Consider the following 15,150-nt stretch of genomic DNA (forward strand, 5'->3'; position numbering starts at 1 on the left):
ACCGTGAGCAACGGTCAAGCGCACGTTACCGACACAGTGAATCATCAAGTGTTTCAAACGAAAAGTGAGCTAGAAAAGACGTGGGGTAATGATTTCTCATGGAAATGGAAAAAGATCAATGAAGCTGTGCAGGAAACAAAGGGGGAAATTATCACGTACGATGGTACTCCTATTACCGCTTCTTTTTTTTCGACGAGCAACGGCTACACTGAGAACTCGGAAGACTATTGGGGTCAGCCACTTCCTTATTTAAAAAGTGTGGCAAGTCCGTGGGATGAGCAATCACCTAAATATCGCGCCCAACTGCGATTGCCTCTTAGCGAGTTTGAACGGAAGCTAGGTGTCTCTATTGACGGAGGGCAGGAAGCAGGGATGATTACGAAACGAACGCCAGGGCAGCGAATTGCGAAAGTGAAAATTGGCAATAAGGAGTTTTCTGGACGAGAAGTGCGGGAAAAGCTTCAATTACCTTCCTCTGACTTTAGTTGGGTCGTGAAAGGTGATGAGGTGATTGTTTCAACGAAAGGGTACGGCCATGGTGTGGGCATGAGTCAGTATGGAGCCAATGGGATGGCGAAAGAAGGAAAGGATCACCAACAAATTATTCATCATTACTATCAGCAAATAAAGATCGACAAAGCGGACCGATATGTGGACGAAATGATGACCGCCAAAAAATAACTCCTTATTGCCTAGCTAACAACAAGGAGTGTTAAGAGCTAACCCAATGGCTGAATTTGTGCATCCATTGATGAATTCGGCTAGAGGGTCGCTGAAAATATTTATAGTTGACGAGCAAGTAGCAAATAAATACTCCAGTTACATCTTTAATCGCATCGATGATAGAAGCGGAGCGATAAGGAATAAAGGCTTGGTGAATTTCATCAATGAATCCGTAAAAGCAAGCGATGAGAGCAGCTGCTAAATTTGTCGCACTTGAAAACCGACCGTTCGCTAACAAGGCGTTGACGATCAATCCATACAACACGGCAAATTCAATTAAATGCAGAGATTCTTTAAACAACAGGTCTATTTGGTTTTGTGGAAGCGAAAGGATAGCATCATGAGGTAAACTAGACAGGATCCAAATAGCGACTATATAAACGAAAGGGGCTATCGTGGACAAGCCTCTTGCGATTATTCTCATACGTATCACCCCCCTTTTTTAACAATTTTATCATGTTTTATTTTCAACTTTTTTGAGTTTTGTGGCATTTTTTCTACGTTTTGAGGAAAAATAAAAAATTTCCAAATGGCGATGTATAGTTTTGTAGGAATCTGTTCACACTGGTTGCTGAGGTGATGAACATGAGAAAGGGAGAAAAGAAACCAATCCCCCAAAAAATTCAGCAATTTTTCAAGAAACGTTGGGTATTTCCAGCTGTCTACTTAATGAGTGCCGCACTATTAATTTCAGGGATTATCTGGTACCAAATGGCTGGGGTAGACAAGGAGCAAGGGTTTGAGCCACAAGAAGGTATGTTCAATGAAGGAGCATTTGATGAGCCGGCGGAAGAAGTTAATTCTACTGTAGAAGAAATGATTAAGCCAGTAAAGAATGCAGATGAAGTAGTTGTTAAGACGGGCTTTTACGAAGAAAGTGCATCTGAAAAAGAACAAGAAGCTTCTTTAGTGATCTACAATAATACGTATCAGCCGAATACAGGCATCGCGTTTGGGATGAAAGAAGACAAAACATTCCATGTCGTTGCAGCTCTCAGCGGAAAAGTAACAAAAGTAATGGAAGATTCCTTGCTTGGTAATGTCATTGAAATTGAGCATGCCGATGGAATTGTTACAACGTATCAATCTGTGAAGGATATAAAAGTAGCAGAAGGTGACACGGTTTCTCAAGGCGACGTCATCGCTAAAGCAGGTAAAAGCCTATTCAACGAACAGGCAGGCATCCACGTCCACTTCGAAGTGCGAAAAGACCAAATGGCTTTAAATCCAGACCACTTCTTCGGTAAACCACTGTCAGCCATCGAAGAAGCAGATATGCCAAATGAAGAAACAACGTCGGAAACGGACAATACAGAAGCCACAGATGAAACAAGCGATGCAGAAAATGCAGAAACGCCAGATAACGGAGACGAACAAAAACAATCATTAGAAGACAAAAGCAGCTCATAATGGGCTGCTTTTTTTGTGTGTAAAGTTTAATCCACCGTTCCCAAGCGGAATCGGTTGGTAAACTGATGGAATTGTTCACGTTCGTCCCCGAATCGCTCATCTTGGCGCTGCAACCGTTCACGCCAAAATCTAAATCATTTTACTAAGAATATTTTGGCAAACATATCATATAGTGTTAATAATACCTGTACAAAGAAAAAGGGATTGTTTGAGGTGAGGGATCGTTAGACGAAAAAATACCTATTAGCAATCAGAGCAGACTAGTTGCCGAACAAAGCTCCGTGTGAGGTGCCACATACGGATCAATATGATTACATTCAAGCGAAAGCGAGTCTCATTTCACATGTCTCACATCCAATGAGGGAGGCGAGCGGTGTGCACGATTACATCAAGGAGAGGACAATCAAGATCGGAGAGTATATCGTGGAGACGAAAAAAACAGTAAGAGTGATTGCCAAAGAGTTTGGTGTGTCGAAAAGTACAGTTCATAAAGACTTAACCGAGCGATTGCCAGAAGTTCATCCAGAGTTGGCTCAGCGCGTGAAATCTATTCTTGAATATCACAAGTCGATTCGGCACCTTCGCGGCGGGGAAGCAACGAAAAGGAAGTATGCCAAAGAAGAAGCGGTTCAATGAGAGGAGCGCTCGTATATTTGTAGAAAGATAAATCTGCCACTACTGGCGGATTTTTTAATGTAATTCGAGAGAAGTCCCCTTCCTTAAGTGAAATGATAGGTTGGGGAGGTTCATGACATAAAAAATTTACAAATCCCCCTCAATTTCAGTCAAAATGTGCTAAAATAGAACATTGGGAAACTAAAATTCGTATCGTGTGAAAATTGACATATCCATGTAACAAAATAAATAAAAAGTTTTGATGAAAAGGGGACTACCTGAATGATTTCAAAAGATGTTGGCATTGACTTAGGAACAGCGAATGTTTTGATTCATGTGAAGGGTCAAGGAATTGTATTAAATGAGCCGTCAGTCGTAGCGATTGATAAATCAACAAATAAAGTGCTTGCCGTTGGGGAAGAAGCGCATCGCATGGTTGGAAGAACACCAGGAAACATTATTGCTATTCGTCCATTAAAGGATGGGGTTATTGCGGATTTTGATATTACCGAAGCGATGCTTAAGCACTTTATGAATAAATTAAATGTAAAAGGGCTTATGTCCAAGCCACGCATTTTAATTTGCTGTCCGACAAACATTACGAGTGTTGAGCAAAAAGCCATTCGTGAAGCGGCGGAAAAAAGTGGTGGTAAAACCGTTTATTTAGAAGAAGAACCAAAAATAGCAGCAATTGGAGCTGGTATGGATATTTTTCAACCAAGTGGAAACATGGTGGTAGATATCGGTGGAGGAACGACAGATGTCGCCGTATTATCGATGGGATCGATCGTGACATCGGCTTCTATTAAAATGGCGGGCGACAATTTCGATATGGAAATTCTTAATTATATTAAGAAAGAATATAAGTTGTTGATCGGGGAAAGAACATCGGAAGATATTAAAAAGAATATTGCTACTGTTTATGAAGGTAGTCGTAATGAAGAGATGGAAATCCGTGGCCGTGATATGGTTTCTGGACTTCCGCGCGTGTTAACAGTTAATTCAAAAGAGATTGAATTGGCATTAAGAGAATCGATTGCCGTCATTGTACAAGCAGCGAAAGACGTATTAGAGCAAACGCCTCCTGAATTATCAGCGGATATTATCGACCGTGGTGTCATTTTAACCGGTGGAGGGGCTCTTCTTCATGGCCTTGACACTCTTCTTGCGGAGGAGCTAAAGGTACCTGTATTAGTTGCAGATAATCCAATGGACTGTGTGGCGATCGGTACGGGCTTAATGCTTGAGAATATGGACAGAATCTCCAAAAAGAAATTAATATAACTTAATTGATAAAAGCGAGATGTCCTATGCATCTCGCTTTTGTCTGTAAAAATTTAACTGATTTTCTCGTGGATTATTTTTATCGTTTCGTTTGAATGATGATATAATAAATGAATCATGTAAAGATAATTGAGGTGGAAAAATGTTTCGTGGTTTTTATACAGCTGCTTCTGGAATGATCGCTCAACAGCGTCGCACGGAAATGTTAACAAATAATATGTCTAATGCGAATACACCCGGTTATAAGGCGGATCAATCATCTCTGCGGGCATTTCCGGAAATGTTATTGCAGCGGATCGATCAATCATCTGTACCAACAAAAAACAAGTTGAACTTTACTTCTGCCCAACCGATTGGAGCTCTTGGCACAGGCGTGTACATGCAAGAAACAAAGCCGTTGTTTATTCAGGGAGATTTAAGGGAAACAGGATTGAAGACAGATGTCGCCCTGCTAGATGTGAATATGCCAGTCAATGAAGAAACAGGTCAAACAGGCATGGTTTTTTATACGATCCAAGGGGCGGATGGACAAGTACGCTATACCCGTAATGGAAATTTCACGCAAGATGCTGACGGATATTTAACAACAGCAAGTGGCTTATACGTTCTTGACTCTCAAGGCAATCGCATCCAGCTTACTTCTGATGAGTTTGTTATTTCAGAAGATGGACAAATTATAGAAAATGGGCAGGCAGCTGGTCAAATCGGACTTGGATACGCAGAAAATCCTAACTTATTGATTAAACAAGGAGATGGACTGTTTCGTTTAGAGAATGGGGCACTTCCTAATGCGTATACACAAAACAATATTCAATTCCGCTTCAAGCAAGGATTTATCGAGGCATCAAACACGGATGCTGCTCGTGCAATGACGGATATGATGTCCGCATACCGTTCGTTTGAAGCGAATCAAAAAGTATTAACTGCCTACGACCGTAGCATGGAAAAGGCTGCTAATGAAGTGGGCCGAGTGAATTAACCCAGGAGGAAACTCGTATGAATCAGACGATGATTACATCTGCTAATACGTTAAGTCAATTACAGAAAAAACTAGACATTATTAGCCATAATATTAGCAATCTTGATACGACTGGCTATAAGAGACGTGAAGCGACTTTTACTGAATTAATTAATCAAAATGTCAATAATATGCGTCAAAACGATATTGGTCGCTTAACGCCAAGAGGCATTCGAGTTGGGACAGGGGCTAAGCTTGCTCAGTCTCAAATGGTTGGAGCGCAAGGGAATTTACAACCGACAGGACGTGTACTAGACTTTGCATTTGCTAAAGAAAAGCAATTTTTTAAAGTGCTTGTACAAGAAAATGGACAAGGTAAAGTTCATTATACACGTGATGGGGCCTTTTCACTTACGCCTGTCAATGACAATGAAGTGATGCTCGTGACGAGTGAGGGGCGACCTGTATTAGATGAAAACAACGAAACCATCACTTTTAACCCGAACAATGGATCTGTCACGTTAGAAGCGAATGGGCGCATTCGTGCGGGCGGTCAAACGTTTAATCTAGGTGTGGTGACGATCAACAAGCCACAGTTCTTAGAACAAACTGGATCGAATTTATTAACGCTTCCCGATAACCCAGCTGTTCCGGAAGATCAAATTTTGCAAAACTTAACAAATGCCGATCGAGGAGTTATTTCCTTACAGCAAAGCACATTAGAAAAATCAAATGTTGATATGGGGAAGGAAATGGTCGACTTGACAAACGTCCAACGTGCTTACCAGTTCCAATCTCGCTCTATTTCGCTAGCTGATCAAATGCTGGGGCTTATCAACGGCGTACGCTAGAGGGGATTGGATGTATTGGCTGAACAAAGGAAAAGAACGCAAACAAAAACACAGTTAACGCCTTTTGGACGTTTCATCGTGACTATGTTTTTTTTGTGGGTCATTGCCACAATTGGGGCAATAATTGGCTACAGTGTGATTGGTGGGGGGAATCCGCTTGAAGTGTTTGATCCCCAAATATGGATCCATTTAGTAGAAGTTTTATATAATAGCTTTTTTTAAGGTGGGAAATTATATGTTAGATATTCAACAAATTAAAGAAATTATTCCGCATCGCTATCCATTTTTACTGATTGATCAAATTCTTGAAGTCGAAGAAGGAAAACGCGCGGTCGGTATTAAAAATGTAACAGCAAATGAAGAGTTTTTTAACGGTCACTTTCCTGATTACCCAGTGATGCCTGGAGTGCTAATCGTGGAGGCTTTGGCTCAGGTAGGGGCAGTGGCGATGTTAATCAAAGAAGAAAATCGCGGCAAGCTTGCCTTTTTTGCCGGTATTGATCAATGTCGCTTTAAGCGTCAAGTTCGCCCAGGCGATCAGCTTCGATTAGAAGTGGAAATGCTTCGTTTCCGTGGAGTAATCGGCAAAGGAAAAGCCGTTGCGACTGTCAATGGTGAACTAGCTTGTGAAGCAGAAATTACATTTGCATTGAAGTAAAGAACAAGTAGCTTATGGCTGCTTGTTTTTTTTGAATATTTTTCAAGAAGGTGGAGAGGATATGTACAGATATTGAAAAATGAAGAAAGGGGCTTTGATGATGTACAAGAAACTTTTGCAGTGGCTAGGAGGAACGGCTTTAATCGCTGTGTTGCTCGTTGGATGCGGCAATGATAATACTCCTCCTAATAATGACAACCCGGTGAATGACGAAGATAACGTCGAAGAAAATATCGAGCAACAAGACAATAACAATATTAAAGAAGATATTAACGAGGAAATGCACAATGAGCATTATCCAGAATCAGAGGACAAGAATGTACCAGGTGATGGTGATATGACAAAAGATAACAATACACCAGTAGAAGATCCGATCGAAGACAAAAACGATATGCAGGATGCGGATAATAAAGATGAATAAAAAACAGGGGTACGATACCCTGTTTTTGTTTTGCGAAAAAAACTTTGTCAACTCTTTGACAGTGTGATAAAGTATAATATATTATCAATTTATTGAAGTTCAGCTAGGACATTCTAGGAGGTACTTATTATAAATGTTAAGCGACTTATCACAAGGAATTAAAATAAGTATCACACGTTCAATTACGACAGCCTTTGAGCATTATATGGCGAAAATATTATGGGATGAGGATGCCTATAAATTTGAAGACTTTATGCATGAATGGCAAAAATATATTAGCACCAATTCTTCGTGGTACAGCAAAGTGAGCGATGAAATCAAATCTAGCCCTGAATTTCATGAAGAGTTAGCAGTGAAGATTAATGAAGTGGTCAAAAAGATATTATCAGAAGCGCCAACGCCTGAACAAATTGATACACTAGACCAACTGCAAAAAGAACTCGGAACAGATTACAATTATTCTTTCAAAGCGGAAGCGAAATTCTACATCGACTTGTTGACTAATCAGTTAAAAAAAAAGAACAATTAAGTCTAGCTGACGAAAAAGAATTAACGATTGCCTCTCTTCTTTACTATCATGTTTATGACGAGGAACTACCTAATCGATCTTATAGTAAGCAGGATATTGAATATATTATCCAAAAGCTTCAACAAACTATTGAAACTGGAAGAGATGAACTTATCTCCTCCAATATACATTAAAGAGCCGCTCCATTAATCGGAGTGGCTCTTATTTTTAGTTCTATTCTTTCACAGCAGGGGTGTTGCGCCGACGCTGAATCGAGTGGTTGAAAGCTTCGATTAAAACATCGCCCTCTAGCCCCTCTTTTACTAATTTTCCTAATACTTGTTTCGCATATTCATTTCGCATTTTTTGGAGTTTTCCTTCAAGGAGGATATTGATGCCATTTTCGAGTATTTTCATGTCTCTCATTTCGGCTGTAAAGATCGCTGGGTCGTTGTTCGGATGGGAAATTAGTACTTGTACGTTCAGTTCATCTTCTCGTTTTTGATAATCGGAGAATACTTCTTCATAGTCTTTACTCACAAATAATTCAATTAACCATGTACGTTTTTCATCTTCTTTGTTGATGATTAAGCCGTCGATGAGCTTAATTTCGTGTAACTGCGTACAATCATTTACAAAAAATCCTGCTATTTTAAAGGTTTTCATGAAAGGTGTAGCTCCTTTCCATTTTTAATCAAATTATATCATGTTCCTATCCATAACCAAACAAACGAGAAGATTTCTAAAAAATGAAAAATCAATGATTTCCTACGTTTACTATAGAGAAACAGTTAGTTTATGAGTCGAAAGAGCGTTTAGGTGCTGGAAATACGGTGGTAAATAGCTAATATCCCAAGTTTACTTCATATGAGACTTCAGAGTATGATAAAGCCATCTTAGGAGAAGGGAGGGAGCAACCATTATTAATCAGGTAACACTTGTTGGTCGATTGACAAAGGATCCCGAGGTACGCTTTACGGCAGATGGTAGAACTTTGTTAAACATGACGGTGGCCGTTAATCGTCCATACCGAAATCAAGAGGGGCTATCCCAGACTGATTTTATTTACTGCACTGTTTGGAATAAATCCGCTGAGAATACGGCTAAGTATTGTCGGAAAGGTTCGCTCGTTGGCGTGCTTGGTATGATTCAAACGCGCACATATGACGATAAAGATGGCAAGCGAACATATGTGACAGAAGTGATAGTGAACACGATCCGTTTCTTAGACAAAAAGCGAAATGATTCAACAGAGTCTGATATGTTACCGATTTTGACGATACCATAAAGGGAGAAAAGAAGATGCCGCAATCTGAACGGACCTATGAGAGAAGCTTGGAAGAAATGACATATTGCCTCGGTAAAGCTCTAGTAAAAATCCGCGAATTAGAAGAAAGAGTTGCTAAATTAGAACAACTAGACCTCGAAGAACAGCCACAAAATCGATCCATTCTATGTTAATAAACGATTACGAATCTCCTCATATAAAGCTGAAAAGCTCTGCGCAACAAAACAGAACCTCCATTGCCGCCTCAAATATAATAGCCGGTTCTTCTCCTCAAGAACCGGCTATCTATTATGTTAATGTTAATAGAGCTTGTAAATCTTGATCGGATAATTCGGTAATCCATTGATCGCTGCTAATGATTTCGTCGTTTAACGCCTGCTTCTTTTCAAGCATACCATCGATTTTTTCCTCTAGCGTTCCTGTTGTAATCATTTTATGCACATGAACAAAGCGATTTTGTCCAATTCGATAGGCACGGTCCGTCGCTTGATTTTCCACGGCAGGGTTCCACCAACGATCATAATGAATGACATGATTTGCCGCCGTTAAATTCAACCCGGTGCCTCCTGCTTTTAACGAAAGTAAAAAGATAGGGAACTCGCCTTCTTGAAATTTCCTCACTAGCTGATCACGTTGATCCTTAGAAGTACTTCCATTTAAAAATGGGACAGAGAAACCGAAGCGCTTTTCAATTTCTTGCTGAATCATTTCTCCCATTCCAATATATTGAGTGAAGATTAAACATGCTTCTTTCCGTTCGATAATGTTTTCGATCAGCTCCATCAGCTTATTCATTTTCTCTGAACGTTCAACGATATGATTCGGCACTTCCTCTTTTAAGTATAATGCCGGATGATTACATAGCTGTTTAATTTTATTTAACATTTGCAAGATCAACCCGCGCCGTTCAAAGGCCGATAGCTTGCTAATTTGCTCCATCGTTTCATTGACGAGCTGCTCATACAGCACCGCTTGTTCCACTGTTAATGGACAATATTCCTTCTGTTCTAGCTTATCCGGTAAATTTAGTTCCACCTCTGGGTCCGTTTTCGTCCGGCGCAGTAAAAATGGGCGGATTTTCGATTGCAACATACTTACTTTTTCTTTGTTGCTATCCTTTTCAATTGGCACAATATAGTTTTTCTGAAATTGCTGTAAGCTGTTCAAGTAGCCGTGATTCGTAAAGTCAAAGATTGTCCACAGTTCTGATAAGCGATTTTCCATCGGTGTTCCTGTTAAGGCGATATGGTGCTTCCCTTTCAACTTCCGAATCGCTTTCGACTGTTTTGTATGGGCATTTTTGATATTTTGTGCTTCGTCTAAGGCGACGGTGCTCCATTCAATCGACGAGAGGGTGTCAAAATCAAGATGAGACAGCCCATAAGAGGTTAACACGACGTCAACATCGTGAGCGGCCGCTTGAAACGCCTCTTCTTGCTCGCGATTGCCTCCGTAATGCAACATCACACGCAAGTCAGGAGCAAATCGTTCTAATTCCTTTTGCCAGTTGCCGAGTACGGATGTAGGACAAATGATTAAAGCGGGTGCCTCCGCTTGTTCTTGATCCTTAACATGAAGCAAGTATGAAATCAGCTGAATTGTTTTACCGAGTCCCATATCGTCTGCTAAGCAAGCGCCGAAGCCACAGGAGCGGAGAAACAGTAGCCAGCTCATCCCTAATTGTTGATACGGACGAAGCTCAGCGTTGAGCTTGACTGGGGCTGATTCAAGCGGAATCGTTGATACGTCCTTTAACTGGGCGATCATCTTTTTGAACGAACGATTTAAATCGATTTGAATTTGCGCGAAGAGACGTGGATCAACGAAATCGTCCGTTGGTGTTTCTTCCTCAGGTACTAACTCTTGCTCAAGTAAATCTTGTAAGCGCAAGCCTTCCTTCTTCGCCTTCCGCATTAGTCCTTGAATCTTCCGTACCATTTCTGGGTCAAGCTGAATCCATTCGCCGTTCACTTTCACCAACCGACGATTCTCTTCTGTGAGCTTTGCAAATTCATCTTCAGATAATTCTGCGCCATTCATTGATAAGCGCCAGTTGAAATCGACAATAGCTTGCAATCCAACGAAGGAAGGGCGATGGCTTGCGCTTTGCGCCGACACCTTTGCAGATAACGACAGCGAGGCTTTACGAATTGATTCCCACCAAGAAGGTAGCAATATATGAACACCAAGCTGCATTAATTTTTCACTTGCTTCCGTCAGAAATAAAAAAGCCACTTCCTCCGATAGCCGTGTTCGTAGCTCTCCATGTTCTTCAAGCCAAGGAAAGACTCGTAGCCAGCGAGCTGTCTCTTCATCCACTTCTGTTAAAAAAGGCGTCCACGTTTTCGGTATTCTCCCTTTGAGAGGGTAGATTTTCTGCTCTTTCTTTTTATGAATGAGCACCGTTTCAAGCGTCCAATCCTCTCCATCCTCTGCAGGTTCTGTTAATCGAAGACCGATATGGAAAGGAGTGTCGCTTTCTTCCTTGCCGATCCACTCACGAAATCGAGCTTTGTCAAAATAGCGATTCAATTCATCAGCCGTTAACGCAGTCGTTGCCAGTTGATGAAGGAGTTGCCGATTCGTCATACTTTCGAATACCTCTTCGGCACAGTGTTGGAATAGCGTCGTCACCAGCTCACGGTTGCTCACATCTAACACATGCTCATCCCAAAAGGTAGCGGAGAATTCATCCCAAACGGCATCGGGCACTTGCCAAGTGATCTCTTCTTCTTTAAATTCAGGGAAAAATTCCCCGTCGATGATCGTTTCATATAAGACAGGGGCAGCGGCTAAGCTAAAATGACCAAGCTCGTTCCACTCCCAATGAATGAAGCGATTAAATTGTTCGCTTTGAAATAAAGTAACCCAGTGCCAAGGTGAAAGTAATACACCATGCTTACCTTCATAGACAGCGTGAGGCAAACGCGAGCCGTAGAAGCTTTCATCATGTCGCAAAAATAGCTGCTTTACCCATCGTTCAGGGGGGATGTTCTGACTGGATTCATTTTCTGCATAGAGAAAGAACTGTTTATTTTCTGTCAAGGTCATATGGATCATCATTGTTCTTGTTTTAAACATCGATCAGCTTACCCTTTCTGCACTCTTCTTGAAACGCTCGCAAACGCTTCGTTTCTTCTAGTAGTGCCGTTACATATTGTTCCCAGCGGTCGGTGCGCTTTAACTTTTTGTATAGTGTGCGCAGTCTTTTTAAATAGCGGACCGCTTTTTTATAGCTATCTCGGTTGCGTTGGCTCACTAATAAATCAATTCCATGATGATATAGTGGAAGCACTTCTTGTGGAGATGATTTTTGCGCCTCTTTTAAACCTACACGATCTAGCTCAATTAAATCGTAACCGACCCATGATTGCAGCTCGACCCATTCTTGAATTTGGTCCATAGTTAATAAATACATACTTAAATCAGAATAACTATATGGAAGCATTCGCTCCAGTAAGCTTCGATAAAGTAGAGGTTCTTTTGTCATTAGCCATTCTCGGTCACAATAAGTGAGTAGCCAATTGACAAACCGTCGGCAATGAAAGCTATCTCCGAGTTGTTGTAAATAAGGTTCTAGTTTTTGCTCGAGCAATGTTAACACTACACGCGCTTTTTCATACTGCTTGACAGAAAAAACATCATGTAACCAAAACATATAATATTCAAGTGCATCTTTCTCAAGCTCATTCGCTACTTTTACAAATAATTCAAGCTGATTTGCTAGCAACAGTTGGTGTAAATAAGCGATCGAAAGAGCTACATCTTTCGGTTGTCTAGGCAATTGCTCCAGCCGTAACCGTTCCTCTTTCCGCCACGCCTCTCGTTTGAACAAATCATTCCATAAATAGCGATAAAGGTCGATTCGTTGCTCCTCAAATACATGCCACTTGGGTGAAATGATGTTGGTTGTTTCTTGCTGTAAATAATGAATATAATCGTCAAATTCAAAAGGGAGGGCGTGGACACTCATGCTTGCGGCAGCATCCGCAGCTTCCTCCACTAAATAGTATAAAAAGGAGGACCCCGACCGTTGCCATACTTCTGGAGAGATAGTTGAATCATTAAATAGCTTCATCATGTAAGTCAACAGACCAACATTAACATATAACTCGTATAGTGGCTGCCATTCTCGCTTCGACGGCTTTTGCTTTAACAGCGTTTCAAGCACTTGTCTTCCTTCAAACTCGAGCGCATAAGGATTAGCTTGAATCACATCAAATGCCAGCTGTTTTTGAGCTGTTCGATGGACGGTTGTCATCCAAGCTTTTGGCCCATCTTCCGCTGTTACTCGTTGACTTAATAGATCGCTCGCCCGCATGACCCCAGGAATATCCGTTAACTCGGCCTTTGAAGAGAGCCAATCCTCCAACCATTTTTCCGCTACATTTGGATCTTGATATGTTTGAAAGAAAAGGGCAATTTGATGAGAACACCAAGATTCCTGAGAGCAAGAACAAGTACTAAAGGAGGGAAAATCAAGATCAATTCCTACTTCATACGTTTCTGTATATGTCCAAACAGAACCAGATATTAGCGTTTCATTAACTGTTTTCACCTGGGCATTCTCATTTTCCAGTAACTCCAAGCTTTTGTTTACGACTGCTCGATCCTTGGGCAGTGCTGGACTAAGTTCTAATTTCAATTCTGAACCGAAAGCATCCAATTGTTCCTTCAGTGCTTCACTGTTTGCATGCATAGATAGGCCTCCGTTCGTATTTACTCGTATCCCCTCATTATAGAACAAATCATTTAAATAAAAAATGTGAATCGCATAAAAGCGAGAATAGCTTCGAAATTTCAGTTATTTCTAAACATTTCACTACCGTTACAATTATTAAATTTCTTTGGTAATACAACCCATAAACTATTGGTTTGATCATATTGCTCCATGTAATGTTAATAATAGCTTCATAGAAAGGGATTTGCTTTTAAAGCAGATATGTTAGAATGAAGGCAAATAAGAAGGGAGGTAGGAGTGTGAAGAGAAGGGCTTTTTTAGTATTTTTGTCGTTTCTTTTAGTCATTCCTATGTTAGGTGTAAAAACCACAGCATTTGCTAGTACTTTCGTAGATGTACCAAGCTCATACAGAGCAGCGAAAGAGATTAATTATTTAGCTCAAGGGGGCATTGCACAAGGCGCTAGTAGTAAATTTAATCCGAATCAAACCGTTACTCGGGCAGAAGCAGTAACCTTCATTGGCCGCGCGTTGCAATTAAACGGTACACAAAGGGCAACAAGCTTTAACGACGTTGGTTCAAGTATGTTTGCATCTGGTTATATCCAATCAGCTGTCGATAAAGGCATCGTTTCAGGATATGGTAATGGTAAATTTGAACCAAATCGAGTAGTCAATCGTGGCGAAATGGCGATCATGATCAGTAAGGCATTTGGATACTCGTTTAATGGTACTAGTGGTGGAGCAGCTCAGGCTCTTATGTCTAGAGGCATTGCTCAAGGCTTAGCTGACGGGTCTTTTGGTGTGTCTAAACAGATTATTCGTGCTGATTTCTCGGTCTTTTTAGCAAGAGCGATTAATGTAGATTTTCGAGTAAATCCGAGTGCAATCGACTTTTCTCAAAATTTGACTGTAAACACAGATAACCTCAATGTTAGAACAGGTCCGAATGTAGCTTATACAAAAGTTAGCTCATTGAACAAAGGATTAGCTGTACAAGGTGCTTATTCAGTAGGAGCATGGTATTACATAAAAGCAGGTTCTATTAAAGGTTTTGTACATGGCAATTATTTAGATGGAAAAGGGGACTCGGGAGGGGCAACGAACCCAGATCCGAAACCAGAACCACCAACAGGTAATTACGATCCGCGAATTAAAGACCAAGTGATCGTGTTAGACCCTGGTCACGGCGGACATGACCCAGGTTCGAGCGGGTTTGGCGTTAGCGAAAAAGAAGTTCTTCTAGCAACTAGTCTCAAGGTGAACGACATTTTCAAGAAATCACCTTTTCAAGTGAAAATGACTCGTTCAACAGATAAATACGTGTCTCTAAGTAATCGAGTAAGCTATGCGCAAGCGGTAAAAGGGAACATATTTGTCAGCATCCATGCCAATGCGTTTAATGGATCAGCAAATGGAACAGAAACATACTATTATTCTTCTAGAACCAATCCACATACAGCAGATAGTAAATTGCTAGCAACGAAGATTCAAAAACGTCTAATCGCTGCGTGGAACTTACAGGACCGCGGCGTCAAATCAAAGAGTCTACACGTGCTTCGTGAAAATACGATGCCAGCGACTTTATTAGAGTTAGGCTTCATTGACAACAAGAACGACAACGCTAAGCTGACATCAGCTTACTGGCAACAAGCAGCGGCGAAAGCTATTTATTATGGAGTGTTAGATTACTATAAAGCAAAAGGATACAACGTAGACTCGTTATATTCTGTCGCAAAATAGTAAAGAAAATA

General features: G+C 40.9%; 17 protein-coding genes. 13 read left to right on the forward strand and 4 right to left on the reverse strand.

The features are described 5' to 3' along the window. Positions 1-681: stage II sporulation protein D (gene spoIID / locus CEF22_RS01750; protein WP_100403875.1), on the forward strand; the 681-nt coding region annotated here is incomplete at its 5' end. 31 nt (positions 682-712) lie between these two features. Here the strand turns inward: spoIID and CEF22_RS01755 are convergent. Then, on the reverse strand, positions 713-1,147 hold the full coding sequence (locus CEF22_RS01755) for a VanZ family protein (protein ID WP_100401489.1): 435 nt from the start codon (positions 1,145-1,147) through the stop codon (positions 713-715). Between the two features lie 161 nt (positions 1,148-1,308). On the opposite strand from CEF22_RS01755, the gene CEF22_RS01760 reads away from it, so the two are divergent. From CEF22_RS01760 to CEF22_RS01800, 9 genes are all read left to right on the forward strand, one after another. Next, a complete protein-coding gene (locus CEF22_RS01760; protein WP_095480878.1) occupies positions 1,309-2,133 on the forward strand; it encodes a M23 family metallopeptidase in 825 nt (274 codons plus the stop codon). A 375-nt stretch (positions 2,134-2,508) separates the two neighbouring features. After that, positions 2,509-2,769, forward strand: coding sequence for a sporulation transcriptional regulator SpoIIID (spoIIID, locus tag CEF22_RS01765; RefSeq protein WP_141212772.1), 261 nt, complete (start codon positions 2,509-2,511; stop codon positions 2,767-2,769). 261 nt (positions 2,770-3,030) lie between these two features. Beyond that, a complete protein-coding gene (locus CEF22_RS01770; protein ID WP_100401490.1) occupies positions 3,031-4,032 on the forward strand; it encodes a rod shape-determining protein in 1,002 nt (333 codons plus the stop codon). A 142-nt stretch (positions 4,033-4,174) separates the two neighbouring features. Continuing rightward, a complete protein-coding gene (locus CEF22_RS01775) occupies positions 4,175-5,011 on the forward strand; it encodes a flagellar hook-basal body protein (RefSeq protein ID WP_100401491.1) in 837 nt (278 codons plus the stop codon). Positions 5,012-5,028: 17 nt separating this feature from the next. Beyond that, on the forward strand, positions 5,029-5,841 hold the full coding sequence (locus CEF22_RS01780; RefSeq protein ID WP_100401492.1) for a flagellar hook-basal body protein: 813 nt from the start codon (positions 5,029-5,031) through the stop codon (positions 5,839-5,841). A 15-nt stretch (positions 5,842-5,856) separates the two neighbouring features. After that, positions 5,857-6,063, forward strand: coding sequence for a DNA-directed RNA polymerase subunit beta (locus CEF22_RS01785; RefSeq protein ID WP_100401493.1), 207 nt, complete (start codon positions 5,857-5,859; stop codon positions 6,061-6,063). Between the two features lie 13 nt (positions 6,064-6,076). Beyond that, positions 6,077-6,499: a 3-hydroxyacyl-ACP dehydratase FabZ gene (gene fabZ / locus CEF22_RS01790; protein WP_095480873.1), complete on the forward strand. Its 423-nt coding sequence runs from the start codon at positions 6,077-6,079 to the stop codon at positions 6,497-6,499. A 97-nt stretch (positions 6,500-6,596) separates the two neighbouring features. Continuing rightward, positions 6,597-6,920, forward strand: coding sequence for a hypothetical protein (locus CEF22_RS01795; protein WP_157843129.1), 324 nt, complete (start codon positions 6,597-6,599; stop codon positions 6,918-6,920). 133 nt (positions 6,921-7,053) lie between these two features. Then, entirely contained in the window at positions 7,054-7,449 is a 396-nt protein-coding gene (locus tag CEF22_RS01800) for a hypothetical protein (RefSeq protein ID WP_100401495.1), read from the forward strand. A 213-nt stretch (positions 7,450-7,662) separates the two neighbouring features. Here the strand turns inward: CEF22_RS01800 and CEF22_RS01805 are convergent, their stop codons facing one another. Further along, a complete protein-coding gene (locus CEF22_RS01805) occupies positions 7,663-8,094 on the reverse strand; it encodes a YwpF family protein (protein ID WP_100401496.1) in 432 nt (143 codons plus the stop codon). Between the two features lie 253 nt (positions 8,095-8,347). On the opposite strand from CEF22_RS01805, the gene CEF22_RS01810 reads away from it, so the two are divergent. Both CEF22_RS01810 and CEF22_RS18385 read left to right on the forward strand, forming a co-directional pair. Continuing rightward, on the forward strand, positions 8,348-8,716 hold the full coding sequence (locus tag CEF22_RS01810; RefSeq protein WP_100401497.1) for a single-stranded DNA-binding protein: 369 nt from the start codon (positions 8,348-8,350) through the stop codon (positions 8,714-8,716). A 14-nt stretch (positions 8,717-8,730) separates the two neighbouring features. Beyond that, the gene (locus CEF22_RS18385; protein WP_157843130.1) at positions 8,731-8,889 is read left to right on the forward strand and encodes a hypothetical protein; all 159 of its coding nucleotides are present in this window, start codon (positions 8,731-8,733) and stop codon (positions 8,887-8,889) included. Positions 8,890-9,004: 115 nt separating this feature from the next. On the opposite strand, the gene CEF22_RS01815 is transcribed toward CEF22_RS18385, so the two are convergent. Together CEF22_RS01815 and CEF22_RS01820 are read right to left on the reverse strand one after the other, a co-directional pair. Further along, positions 9,005-11,797, reverse strand: a complete 2,793-nt coding sequence (locus tag CEF22_RS01815; protein ID WP_100401498.1) for a DEAD/DEAH box helicase — start codon at positions 11,795-11,797, stop codon at positions 9,005-9,007. Next, the gene (locus tag CEF22_RS01820; protein ID WP_100401499.1) at positions 11,790-13,415 is read right to left on the reverse strand and encodes a hypothetical protein; all 1,626 of its coding nucleotides are present in this window, start codon (positions 13,413-13,415) and stop codon (positions 11,790-11,792) included. The genes CEF22_RS01815 and CEF22_RS01820 overlap by 8 nt, the downstream gene beginning before the upstream one ends. Before the next feature lie 281 nt (positions 13,416-13,696). Here CEF22_RS01820 and CEF22_RS01825 point away from each other — a divergent pair, with 281 nt between their 5' ends. Then, positions 13,697-15,139: an N-acetylmuramoyl-L-alanine amidase gene (locus tag CEF22_RS01825; protein ID WP_100401500.1), complete on the forward strand. Its 1,443-nt coding sequence runs from the start codon at positions 13,697-13,699 to the stop codon at positions 15,137-15,139. Positions 15,140-15,150 lie beyond the last annotated feature (11 nt).

The organism is Bacillus sp. FJAT-42315 (genome assembly GCF_002797375.1).
GTDB lineage: Bacteria > Bacillota > Bacilli > Bacillales > Domibacillaceae > Bacillus_CE.